Source organism: Methanobrevibacter sp. (assembly GCF_051877095.1).
In the GTDB taxonomy this organism is placed as follows: domain Archaea; phylum Methanobacteriota; class Methanobacteria; order Methanobacteriales; family Methanobacteriaceae; genus Methanocatella.
The window spans coordinates 128,994-141,159 of sequence record NZ_JBJEIO010000004.1 but is presented as its reverse complement, the minus strand read 5'-3'; the positions used below and the strand labels follow the sequence as shown (position 1 = coordinate 141,159).

Sequence of the window (12,166 nt, the reverse complement as noted above, 5' to 3'; positions counted from 1 at the left end):
AGTTGTTAGTTTTATATATTATAATTAACAAGTATTAGTTATGAGAGATTTAACAACTAAAGAAAAAATTTTTGATGCTTCATTGGAGTTATTTTCACAAAAAGGATTTACAAATTCTTCAATAAGACAGATTGCTAATAAAGTTGGAATTAAAGAAAGTTCAATTTATAATCATTATCCTTCGAAACAAGCCATTTTGGATGATATTTTATTAACATTTACTGATTATTTTGGTGATGATTTGGTTGAAGATACTCAAATGGATGAATTACTTGAAAAAGATCCTTTATTATTTTATCATGTGGGATCGGAAGGTTTTAGGCAATTGATTAAAAATGAAAAAATAATGAAAATATTTAGATTAATATTTATTCAAATGTATCAGGATGCTCAGATTGCAGAATATTTTCGTAAACATATCTTAGAAGAGCCACTAAAATTTTGGACTTCTGTTTTTGCTAAATTAATCGAAAAGAGACATATTAAGAATTTAAATCCAGAAATGCTTGCTAGAGAATATTATGCTTATGCAATATTTTTATTGCTAGAAATATTTATTGAAAACAATTCTTTTCCTGAGGAAGAAATTGACAGATTGTTTGAAGAAGCAGAAAGTCATGCAAAATTTTTATTCGAGTCTGTGGGGATTTAAATGGGAGATTTAATACTTCCTTATGAACTTGAGGATAATTATTATCAAGATGTTGATGACTTTACAGATGAATTCATTGAATTTGCAAATAGTCTAAATTTAAATAATCTATCTATTATGTTAGAAGGATTATTAATTGGTGTTTATTGGCATGTTTATAAAATTGATGCTGTTAATTTATCAATTAATTCTTATAAAATGCTTTCTACATTGTCCCGACAGAGAAACAAGTCTTTACAGAGTAAGGATTTAATTGATGATGTTCGTGGATTGATGCTTACTAAACAATTTGAAAATAAAAAAGTTGAAAAGGATTTAAATTTAAATGAAGATAACTTAAAATTATTATTTAATTTTTTAGAAGCTACTGGTGATTTTATATATCAGTTACCTTATTTAAAAAAGTATGAAAATGAAATTACGCAGGATAAATTGGATATTTTTATTCAGTTATCTGATTGGTTTTTAAGAAACTCACCAAAATATTTGGATTTATATACCTTCCAATTACAAGCATATTTAAAAAATAATGATATATTTCATAAAATGAATGAAGATATAATATTTTTTAATAGTCCTAAGGAATTATATCATTTAAACATGCTTGGAGCTAATTTAATGAATAGAATATTCAGAGCAGATTTCCAATTGAGAAAAAGAAAAGCATTGCTTCTTCCATCATGCATGAGAATATCTCAAAAAAATTGTAAGGCTGAAAATTCAAGATTGGGGGCTATTTGTAAATTATGCAATAAAAATTGTAATGTTTGTAAAATAGCAAACAAATTTTCTCATGAATTATATTTAATTGAACATAACTCTGACTCACTTAAAGGTGCAACAAAAAAAGATTTAGAAGAACTTGGAATAATCGGAGTTACTTGTGTTTTAAATCTCATTTCCGGAGGTTATAAATCAATTAACATGGGAATTCCACCACAATGTGTACTTTTAAACAGGGTTTCTTGTGCTAAACATTGGTTGTGTGAGGATATTCCATCTACAATTGATTTCCAAGAACTTTCAAATAAAATTTAATTTAAATATTTTTTAATTAAGTTAATTCCCCATTGAGCCATTTCATCTGCTTGTTCTTGAGTATTACCCTCAGAATAGCTTCTGAATATTGGTTCTGTTCCAGAAGGTCTAATAATCACCCAACCACCATCTTTAAAGATTTTAACACCATCTGTTGTGTCAAGTTCATAATCAGTGGTTTGTTTAACTTCTGTAGCTATTTTTGACATGATTTCTTCTTTTAAATCATCAGCACATTCAGTTTTCATTTTTGCAGAGTAATAAACTGGTAATTTTGAAACTAATTGGGATAATGTTTTCTTTTCTTTAGCTATTATTTCTAAGATTTTAGCAACTGTTAGGGCAGCATCTCTTCCATAAACGAAATTAGGGAAAATTAAACCACCATTTTCTTCTCCTCCGAAAAGACCATTAGTATCTTTTAATTTACGTGCTACAAGTAAATCTCCAACAGCAGTAGCTATTACTTCACCATTGTATTCTTCTGCAATATCGTAAATAGCTTGTGATGTTGCAACGGTTGTTACAATAGTTCCTCCACCATTTTCTTTAAGCATTTGTTTTTCTACTAATGTAAATGTTTTATCTCCTAGAACAAATGCTCCATTTTCATCGATACAAATAGTTCTATCTGCATCACCATCATGAGCAAGTCCAATATCTGCATTTAATTCTTTTACAACAGAAATGAGTTCTTGTAAGTTTTCTTCTATTGGTTCAGGGTCACGACCTGGAAAAAATCCATCAGCTTGACAGTTTAAGGTAGTCACATCACATCCAAGTTCTCTAACCAAATATGGTGCTGTAAAAGAACCTGCACCTGATCCACAATCTAAGACTACTTTTAAATTAGCTTCTTTAATTGCATCTACATCAACATTTGACATTGCTGTTTGAATGTATTCTTCAATTATATTATCATTTGTATATTTTTCACCAATTTCATCCCAACTTGCTCTAATTGGTTCACTATCAAAATAAAGATTTTCAATTTCTAATTCAATATCATCTGGAAGACCAATTCCATATTCATCTAAAAATTTAAGTCCATTAAATTTAGGTGGATTGTGACTAGCTGTAATCATTATTCCACCATCATAATATTGTCTTACTGCATATTGAACTGCAGGTGTTGGTAGTGTTCCTAAATCTACTGCATCACAACCAACTGAAAGTAAACCTGCTATAACCGCATCTTTTAACATGGGACTAGTTGTTCTAGTATCTGCACCAACTGCAATTTTACCTTTAACAACACTTCCATAACATGCTGCTAGTCTTGTTGCAAATTCTGGAGTTAATACATCATTTGCGGTTCTTCTAACTCCAAAAGTCCCAAATAATCTTTTTTTATTAGGCATAATTAAAATTCCTATAATTTATTTTATATTATTTTTGATTTTTTTTAAATAAATAGATATTGTTAATTTATAATCCTCAGACTGTCTCCGCTTGATAAAATTAATTCTAAATCAGATTTATATTCAGTTATTGTTCCAGTAACTTCAACTTTCTTATTTTTAAAGTCTCCAATATTTAAATTTCTAGAACTAATTTCTGCAACTTGTTTTTCAAAAATAATTAATGTAATTTGGGTCTCTCCATCATTTATAGTCAAAAAATAACTTGTTTTTGAACTTGATTGTGAAATATCAGTAATTACGCCCTGAATAGATACTTTTTCATCAATCATTGATCGAGTAATATCTTTAATACTGATTTTTTTAACTTCAATCGATGGTGTAAGTATAATCAATCCAATTATCCCAATTAGAGCAGTTATTAGAGCTATTCTTAATAATTTTTCATCTGTAATTTCCATGGTTGTTTAATAGGATTTTGAAGTAAAAATAATTGATAGGATTTTAATTTGTAAAATTTAAACAAGAATAAAAAAGTAGAAGGATTTAATTTCCAGTATGATACATGGAAATTAATCTCTCAACGGTATCTATGTCCATTGGACCTTTATCTTTTCTAATGTTTTTAACAACTGGGAATCTTAAAGAGTAACCTGTTTCATATTCTGGAGACTCAACAATTTCGGAAAATGCAATTTCTAAAACAATTTTTGGTTCAACTTTAATTTCGCGACCTTTTGTTGAAATTTCAAGTTCTTTCATTTTACCAGTCAAATATTCAAGTGTTGCATCATCAAGACCTGTTGCAGCATATGCTACACTTTTAAATTCATTGTTTTCATCTCTGAGTGCTACTAAATAAGATCCAACGAAATCTCCTCTTTTCCCTATTCCATAGGTTCCACCAATAATAATCATATCAAGGGTTTCAGGTTCTGCTTTATATTTAAGCATTTTTTTACCTCTAAGGCCAGGAATATATGGTGCAGATGCATCTTTAATCATAATTCCTTCATGTCCTTCTTTGATTGATGTTTCAAATAGCTCTTGGATTTCATCAATATTGTCTGGAGTTCCGATTTTCATAGTACTTAAATTCATTTCGTCAACGGAAGTATCAACAATAGATTCTAATATATTTCTCCTGTTTTTTAGAGGTTCATCAATCATTGGGGTTTGATAATACATCACATCAAATAAGTATACTTTTAAAGGAACATTTTCCATTGCTTCTTCAACATTATGTTTTCTTCTAACACGATGCAATATGTTTTGGAAAGGTAATGGTTTTCCATTTTTTGTAGCAATCACTTCACCTTCTACAATATAATCCTCATGAGGTAAATGTTCATCAAATAATTCAACGATTTCTGGAAGAGCATGAGTAATATTTTCAAGTCTACGGGTGAATATATTAATTTTATCCCCATTTCTATGGACTTGTAGTCTAATACCATCATATTTAGTATCACAAATTGCAATGTTCATTTCAGGAATAATTTCATTTAGTGGTGGTGCAAGTTGTGCAAGCATTGGTTTGACTGGTGTTCCTGGAGTTAAATTAAGTTTTTCTAAACCAGAGCTACCTTGTTCTTTTGCAGTTCTTGCAACGATAGAAAAGTCATTTGTAAGCATTTGAGCTCTTTCAACTATTTTTTTATCAATATCAAATGCTTGAGCTATTGAATCTCTAACCACACCATCTCCTACGCCAATTCTTAGCTCCTCTGTAATTGTGCGGGTTAAATACTTGGCTTCTGTTGCACTAGCTTGACTTAGTAATTCTAAAATAATGGCAATTTTACGATTAGTAGATTTAGATCCAGAAATTTGAGATAGTTTACGTAAATTATTGAATACAAAATCAATTGTTAGTGGTTGTGAGAAAAATGTCATTTGGGATTTTTTGGAGTATAATTTAATACATGCAAGCCCAATATCTCCTTCATCACGAACAGCATCTTCTACTGCAGATTGTGTTGTTCCTACTGCTTCTGCTACTGCTCTTTCAACTAATTTGCCTCCAATTCCTATTTCTTCTGAACTCCAAGCTGGAAATACAACTCCTAAAATTAATAGCCCTACTTTTTCAATGGTATCACTATCTAATTTTTTTAAAAATTCAGAAATTATTTCTGTTTTTTCGAGTCTTTTTGTAGTTGCCTCAAGGGCAGAGTAAACATCTACTAATTCTTGATATTTCATTAAAAATCGCCTTTAGCTATTTTAACTGCACAATATTCTCCACACATCGCACACATTTCATCATTGTCAAGTTCACATTTTTCACGGTAGGTTCTAGGTTTTGATTTATCTAATGCAAGATTAAATTGTTTTTCCCAATCAAATTCTTTTCTTGCTTGTGCCATTGCTCGTTCTTGAGCCCATGCAGATTCAAGGCCTTTCGCAACATCTGCTGCTTCTGCAGCTATTTTAGATGCAATAACTCCTTCTTTTACATCTTCAAGACTTGGAAGTGATAAGTGTTCTGCAGGAGTTACATAACATAAAAAGTTAGCACCAGATGATGCAGCTATTGCTCCTCCAATTGCTCCTGTAATGTGATCATATCCTGGTGCAAGATCAGTTACAAGAGGTCCTAATACATAAAATGGGGCTCCGTGACAAATAGTTTTTTGAATTTCCATGTTTGCTCTAATTTGATTTAGAGGCATGTGTCCTGGACCTTCAACCATTACTTGAACGTTTGCATCTTGTGCTCTTTTAACAAGTCCACCTAAATTTACAAGTTCTTGAATTTGAGGGATATCACTTGCATCTGCTAAACAACCTGGTCGTAGGCCATCACCTAATGATAATGTAATGTCATATTCGTAAGATAATTCTAAAAGATAGTCATAGTTTTCGTATAATGGATTTTCCATATCATTATGGTTGATCCAAGATGCCATGAATGTTCCTCCACGGCTTACAATACCCATCATTCTATTTGATGCTTTTAATTTCTGAACTAAATCTTTAGTGATACCACAATGGAGTGTCATGAAATCCACTCCTTCTTTTGCTTGATTTTCTATAGATTTAAAGATGTCGTCTGGGTCCATATCAATTATTTCTTTATTTTTACCAAGTGTAACAACACCTGCTTCATAAATTGGAACAGTTCCGATACAAATGTCAACTGCATCCATAATTTTTTTTCTAAATAATTTTAAATCAGAACCAGTAGATAAATCCATTAATGCATCTGCACCATATTCTTGTGCTAATTTTGCTTTATTAATTTCTAATTCAATATCATCAATTTTAGATGATGAACCAATATTTGCATTAATTTTAGTTTTAAGACCTTCTCCGATACCACATGGTTTGGAGTGTCCATTAATGTTTTTTGGAATTACTACTTTTCCTAAGTCGATTAATTTAGCTAGTTTATTTACATCTATATTTTCTTGTTTTGCAACACTTTCCATTTCGGGGGTAATGTTGCCTTTTTGTGCTTCACTTTTTTGAGTCAAATATATCCCTCGTGTTGACTAATTCATTATAAATTATATAAGTTCAAATATATAGAATTAATTAAATTTTATTTATTTAGGTTGTGTTTATTATAAAGGTCATATTTTTTGATACTGAAACTACTGGACTTGATTGTTTTACATGTAAAATCATTGAACTTGCAATGTTGACTATTGAAGATGGTGTTGTAATTGACATGTATGATGAATTTATCAATGTGAGCGAGCCAATTTCACCAGAAATAATTAGATTAACTGGAATTACAAATGATATGTTAATTAATGATGGTTTAAGTGAAGAAATAGTAGCACAAGATTTAAAAGAAAGACTTACAGCAGATACATTGATGATTGCTCATAATTGTCAATTTGACTTGCAATTTGTTTATTCTCTCTTAAAGAGACATTTTCCAAATGAAGCGGATGATATTGTTTCAAGCTTAGATTGGTTAGATACAGTATCTGTTCTAAAAGATAGGAAAGAATTTCCTCATAAATTAATTGATGCTGTTAAATATTATAATATTCCTGAAGTTAATTTCCATAGAGCTATTGATGATACAAAAGCATTATATGAAGTAACTATGGCAATGAAAAGTGAAAGAGATGATTTAGGAGAGTATATTAATATTTTTGGTTTCAATCCAAAATATGGAGTTATTGGAAAACGATTTGAATTTATTGAATATAAATCCCAATCTTTCCATCAAAGAATTGTTGCTCCAGAGTTTACTTTACCAAATAAAAGATAATTATAATAATGGATAAGGTAAATCAGGATTATCTTTTTTAGGTTTTTCCCCACCAATTTTTTCTAAACGCATTTCTAAGAATTTTTTACCAGCTTCACTACTAGCATAAATTGGTATGGATTGACCCACTGTTTTTACACTCTCTTTTTGACCAATTTCACGGACATATTTGGAAGCACAAGATGTTATAACATCACAACCATCAAATAGTTTTCTTGCTTCTTCAGCAGTTCTTTTAGTTGTGTGAACTACAAAAACATAAATGTTTACATCTGGATTTTCAGATTTTATTCTTTCAATTTCATCAATCTCACTAGCTAGAGCTATTGTAACTGCAATATTTTTAAATCCTTTTTTGATAGCAAGTTCTACTCCTTTAATTTGATTTATTTCAGCAGTTTCTGGATAAACAATATTATCTTCGCCCATTTTAGTTATTAATTCTGGAATAGGACTTGTTTTTACAAGACCAGATACTCTTCCACCAATTCCTTGAACAAGTTCTGGTTCATTGACAATTAATGTTCCACAACCTTCTAAAACCATTATAACAGAATCAATTACATTTTCCTCAAGTAATGTACACATAATTTCAGAAATTCCAAAGTTTAAGAAGTCTTTCATTTTTAATTGGCGATTTGGCATACACATTCCAAAATCATCTATTCTGAATTGTATGTTTTCAGCTATTGTTTTGGATGTTAATTTTTTAATACTTCTATTATGATCAAATAAAGGACAATATTCAATTTCTGGTTCAGTTACATCAACAACTTTCCCATTTTTAATTGTTACTTTACTCAATCCCATTGCTTCAATAATATGTTCGCTCATGATTTAAAATATTATTAAGTTTATTATTTAAATGTATGTTAAAAATAGTGTGATTATGGAGGTTAAGGGAAGATTCCATATCTTCCCTAATGGTAGAAAATAGTGTGAATATTATTATGGAGGTTGGGGAGAGATTTCTGTATCTCTCTCTATTATATGGTTCAGTTTTTATAAGAGTGTAAGGAAGAATTAATTATTCTTCCTACATGTATTGGAGCAATGGTTCTTCAGTGGAGTTATGTCCAGGTTTTATTTTATCGATTGCTTCTTTGAAGTATTTATATGGGATTTCTTTGGCATTGAGGTCATTTCTTAAAGTAAGCATGGCAGCTTCTCTACATAGTGATTCAATATCTGCTCCAACATAGTTTTCGGTATTCTTAGCAAGTTTTTTAAGATCAACATCTTTTGCAAGTGGCATGTCTTTGGTATGTACTTTAAAGATTGCAAGTCTTGCTTCTTCATCAGGTGCACCGACTTCTATGTGTCTATCGAATCTACCTGGTCTTATAAGTCCAGCATCTAAGATGTCTGGTCTGTTAGTTGCAGCAATAATTGCAACATCTTCAAGTTCTTCTAAACCATCCATTTCAGTTAATAATTGGTTTACAACTCTTTTAGTTACACCACTATCAGTATCATTTTCGCTACGTGAGCTAGCTATTGCGTCTATTTCATCGAAAAAGATTACTGTTGGAGATGCCTGTTTTGCTTTTCTAAATATCTCTCTAACACCTTTTTCGGATTCTCCAACCCATTTGGATAAGAGTTCAGGACCTTTCACTGAAATAAAGTTTGCTTCACTCTCACTTGCCACTGCTTTTGCGAGTAATGTTTTACCAGTTCCAGGAATTCCGTAAAGTAATGTTCCTTTAGGAGGTCTTATTCCTAAACGTTGGAACGTTTCAGGATGTTTTAATGGCCATTCTACTGCTTCTTTAAGTTCTTGTTTAATGTCTTCAAGACCACCTACATCATCCCATTTAATATCTGGGATTTGAACAAGTACTTCTCTTAAAGCTGAAGGCTGAATTTCTTTTTGTGCATTTTTAAAGTCATCACCTGTAACAACGATTTTTTCCATTACTTCTTTTGGAATTTCTTCATCATTTTGAATATCTGGTAAGATTCTTCTAACAACTCTCATTGCTGCTTCTTTACATAATGATTCAAGATCAGCTCCAACAAACCCATGAGTTGTATTTGCTATTTTATCGAGGTCAACATCCTCTGAGAGAGGCATATTTCTTGTGTGAATTTCAAGTACTTCTTTTCTTTCTTCAGAATCTGGTACTCCAATTTCTATTTCACGATCAAATCTCCCTGGCCTTCTTAGTGCAGGGTCAAGAGAATCTGGTCTATTAGTTGCACCAATTACTACTACTTGGCCACGGGATTTAAGACCATCCATTAAGGTAAGAAGTTGAGCAACGGTTCTTCTTTCAACTTCACCATTGGTTTCTTCTCTTTTTGGTGCAATTGCATCAAGTTCATCGATAAATATGATTGAAGGAGAATTTTCTTCTGCTTCTTCAAAGTATTCTCTTAAGTTTTCTTCAGATCCACCTACATATTTACTCATAATTTCAGGCCCATTTATTGCAATGAAATGAGCATCACTTTCACTAGCTACTGCTTTAGCTAGTAATGTTTTACCAGTACCTGGTGGACCATGCATTAATACTCCTTTTGGAGGTGCAATACCTAGTTTTTCAAAGAGTTCTGGTCTTTTAAGAGGAATTTCAATCATTTCTCTTACTTTTTTGACTTCTTCTTTAAGACCACCAATATCTTCGTAGCTTACATCAACAAGGTTTCCAACACCTTCAATTTTACTTACATCAACGGGAGTTTCGTAAAGTTGTACTTCAGTATTTGGACCGACTATAACAATGTCTTTTGGGTTAGTTGATACAACAGCAAATTTAATTTCTTTCATTGCTGGTGTAAAATCCATTAATTCATCAAATAAACTACCAAATCCCATATTCCTACTTGGTTTTGGTGCTCTAATTTGAGATCCAATAATGTCTCCTTGAACCATTACTTTTCCAGCAAATAATCCACGTACATCTCCTTGTACACGAATATTATTTTCAATTGGTGCTAAAACAACTTTTTTAGCTTCTACTGCTTTAGTTTTTTTAATTTGAACTTCTCCACCGATAGTTGCACCGGAATTTTTACGAACTAGTCCATCAATTCTGATAACTCCAAGTCCAATGTCAGTTTGTGAAGGAAGGGCGATTGCGGCAGTTCTTTTTTCGCCGATAATTTCGATTAAATCTCTTTCATGGATGTTTAAGTCATCCATTACATTTGGATCAAGTCTTGCAATGCCTTGACCTATATCTTTTTGTGAAATTGCTTCTGCAACTTTAAGAGTAATTTCATTTTCTGCCATGATAATCATCTCCTTATGACATTAATTTAGTAATCGTTATTCTGTGTCAATCTTTTTGTTACTTTTTGTAACTTTATTGACAAATATACCTGTGTATGTTTTACTATATAAAGGTTTCGGTTTTAAATTTTTTTTAAAATTATCTTAAATTTATTTATATTATTAATAAAAATATTAATTATGGTAAAATTATTAAAAAAGTTGTGGGAAGTTTATTCTAATAAAAAAAGTAAATTTTAAAGTGTTATTATTTAATTAAAAGTTTAATTACTTTTTGACACTTTAATATATGTTCGTATTGTATAAAATGATTATCTTATAATTCCACCAAATCCAGTGAATAATTCTTTGACTTTTTCAATATCTTCTTTTGATAGTGCAACAAGTTCAAAAGTCAAGCTAGTATAGTTTTCATTAATTTGGGGTCCATTATATTTATCGGTTAGTTTAATATCGATTATATTAGCTATATTTTTAACTGTATCCTTGATGACTTCAACATTAATTCCTTTTGGAAATACACAACTAATTGACTCTGTTTTTTTATCTAAATTATTAATCTTCCAATCATGAAGTTCACTATCACTTAAAACTTCGATATTAGCTATGCGTAATTCTTTAATTTTATTTCCTTTTCTTAAAATTGCGGTTTTGTCTTCTATTTTATCTAAAATTCCAACATGGATTTTTCCAGAGTAAATGTGTTTTAGACCGACTTCATTACCTATTGATTTATTCAATAATGTAAATTCATGATTAAGTCCATTAATCGCTTTATCACTTCTACCTAATGCATTTTTAATATCTCCCATATGTTTTGTTGCTTTAATCGCAATTTCAACAAATTTTTCATCATCTTCGTTATTAATTACATCTCTTAACTCAATAACAGCATCTGCAAATGTATTTCTAATTTTTGGACCATTATTGTTCATGGATTGAATGTAATAAGTTAAGTAAGGATTTTGTGCAACGATACGGGCAATCATATCAATCATAAGATTGTAAATTGGGCTTTCATAATCTTCAGTTTCGGAAATGTTAATTTTTAATTTTTCAATAGCTGATGCAGTTGAAATAAATGAAAAATGAGTTAATACTTGTACGATACTCATCATATGATCATGTTTTTGAGCAGTAGTCTCAATTATTCTCATATGTTGCTTATTTAAATAATTATAAACTTTTTCGTACCATTTGCCTTTTTTAGTAGCAGTTAGAACAATTACTTGGTTGTCTAACTCTGTGGTTCTTGGACCGAAGATTGGGTGTGTTGGAATATATTCTACAGTGGATGGTAATGCTTCTGCCATGGTTTTAGAAGGTTCTTCTTTAACTGATGTTACATCAATCATTAATGCTCCAGCTTTCATAAATGGAGCTACTTCACGTATGACATTAGATGTGTGATGTATTGGTACCGAAACAATTAAAATATCACTAATACTTGCTAGTTCAGTATTTAATTCGATATAATTGACATTTAAACTATCAGCAACATTTCTGCCTTTTTTATGATCTCTTCCGGTTATGTATACATCAAATTCATCTCTTAAGTAGTAAACAATAGTTTTACCTAAACCATCACTACCTCCAATAATTCCAATATTCATCTTAATCATTAATAATATTAAATTAGTAAGTAT

10 protein-coding genes are annotated in these 12,166 nt (G+C 30.6%); 3 read left to right on the top strand and 7 right to left on the bottom strand.

Annotated elements, in window-relative coordinates; genetic code table 11:
- Positions 1-40: 40 nt before the first annotated feature.
- A complete protein-coding gene (locus ACI389_RS02745; RefSeq protein WP_439780016.1) occupies positions 41-652 on the top strand; it encodes a TetR/AcrR family transcriptional regulator in 612 nt (203 codons plus the stop codon).
- Positions 653-1,690, top strand: a complete 1,038-nt coding sequence (locus ACI389_RS02740; RefSeq protein ID WP_439780015.1) for a DUF116 domain-containing protein — start codon at positions 653-655, stop codon at positions 1,688-1,690.
- On the opposite strand, the gene glmM is transcribed toward ACI389_RS02740, so the two are convergent.
- The 4 genes from glmM to thiC form a co-directional block, all read right to left on the bottom strand.
- On the bottom strand, positions 1,687-3,051 hold the full coding sequence (glmM, locus tag ACI389_RS02735; protein ID WP_439780014.1) for a phosphoglucosamine mutase: 1,365 nt from the start codon (positions 3,049-3,051) through the stop codon (positions 1,687-1,689). The genes ACI389_RS02740 and glmM overlap by 4 nt on opposite strands.
- Positions 3,052-3,113: 62 nt before the next feature.
- The gene (locus ACI389_RS02730) at positions 3,114-3,512 is read right to left on the bottom strand and encodes an exodeoxyribonuclease VII large subunit (protein WP_439780013.1); all 399 of its coding nucleotides are present in this window, start codon (positions 3,510-3,512) and stop codon (positions 3,114-3,116) included.
- An 85-nt stretch (positions 3,513-3,597) separates the two neighbouring features.
- Entirely contained in the window at positions 3,598-5,256 is a 1,659-nt protein-coding gene (locus ACI389_RS02725) for an ATP-dependent DNA ligase (protein WP_439780012.1), read from the bottom strand.
- Positions 5,256-6,530 (bottom strand): phosphomethylpyrimidine synthase, encoded by a 1,275-nt coding sequence (gene thiC, locus ACI389_RS02720; protein WP_439780011.1) that lies wholly within the window; start codon positions 6,528-6,530, stop codon positions 5,256-5,258. The genes ACI389_RS02725 and thiC overlap by 1 nt, the downstream gene beginning before the upstream one ends.
- An 83-nt stretch (positions 6,531-6,613) precedes the next feature.
- Here thiC and ACI389_RS02715 point away from each other — a divergent pair, with 83 nt between their 5' ends.
- On the top strand, positions 6,614-7,282 hold the full coding sequence (locus tag ACI389_RS02715; protein WP_439780010.1) for a 3'-5' exonuclease: 669 nt from the start codon (positions 6,614-6,616) through the stop codon (positions 7,280-7,282).
- Here the strand turns inward: ACI389_RS02715 and ACI389_RS02710 are convergent, their stop codons facing one another.
- The 3 genes from ACI389_RS02710 to ACI389_RS02700 form a co-directional block, all read right to left on the bottom strand.
- Positions 7,283-8,116, bottom strand: coding sequence for a methanogenesis marker 8 protein (locus ACI389_RS02710; protein WP_439780009.1), 834 nt, complete (start codon positions 8,114-8,116; stop codon positions 7,283-7,285). It abuts the gene before it with no gap.
- Between the two features lie 202 nt (positions 8,117-8,318).
- Positions 8,319-10,520: a CDC48 family AAA ATPase gene (locus tag ACI389_RS02705; RefSeq protein WP_439780008.1), complete on the bottom strand. Its 2,202-nt coding sequence runs from the start codon at positions 10,518-10,520 to the stop codon at positions 8,319-8,321.
- Positions 10,521-10,831: 311 nt separating this feature from the next.
- Positions 10,832-12,142, bottom strand: a complete 1,311-nt coding sequence (locus ACI389_RS02700) for a prephenate dehydrogenase (protein WP_439780007.1) — start codon at positions 12,140-12,142, stop codon at positions 10,832-10,834.
- Positions 12,143-12,166 lie beyond the last annotated feature (24 nt).

What these genes read in the sequence shown, in the direction of transcription:
- ACI389_RS02710 (WP_439780009.1), bottom strand. Translation starts at nt 8,116, where the DNA reads ATGAGCGAACATATTATTGAAGCAATGGGATTGAGTAAAGTAACAATT.
- ACI389_RS02700 (WP_439780007.1), bottom strand. Translation starts at nt 12,142, where the DNA reads ATGATTAAGATGAATATTGGAATTATTGGAGGTAGTGATGGTTTAGGT.
- ACI389_RS02725 (WP_439780012.1), bottom strand. Translation starts at nt 5,256, where the DNA reads ATGAAATATCAAGAATTAGTAGATGTTTACTCTGCCCTTGAGGCAACT.
- ACI389_RS02705 (WP_439780008.1), bottom strand. Translation starts at nt 10,520, where the DNA reads ATGGCAGAAAATGAAATTACTCTTAAAGTTGCAGAAGCAATTTCACAA.
- ACI389_RS02740 (WP_439780015.1), top strand. Translation starts at nt 653, where the DNA reads ATGGGAGATTTAATACTTCCTTATGAACTTGAGGATAATTATTATCAA.
- ACI389_RS02745 (WP_439780016.1), top strand. Translation starts at nt 41, where the DNA reads ATGAGAGATTTAACAACTAAAGAAAAAATTTTTGATGCTTCATTGGAG.
- ACI389_RS02730 (WP_439780013.1), bottom strand. Translation starts at nt 3,512, where the DNA reads ATGGAAATTACAGATGAAAAATTATTAAGAATAGCTCTAATAACTGCT.
- glmM (WP_439780014.1), bottom strand. Translation starts at nt 3,051, where the DNA reads ATGCCTAATAAAAAAAGATTATTTGGGACTTTTGGAGTTAGAAGAACC.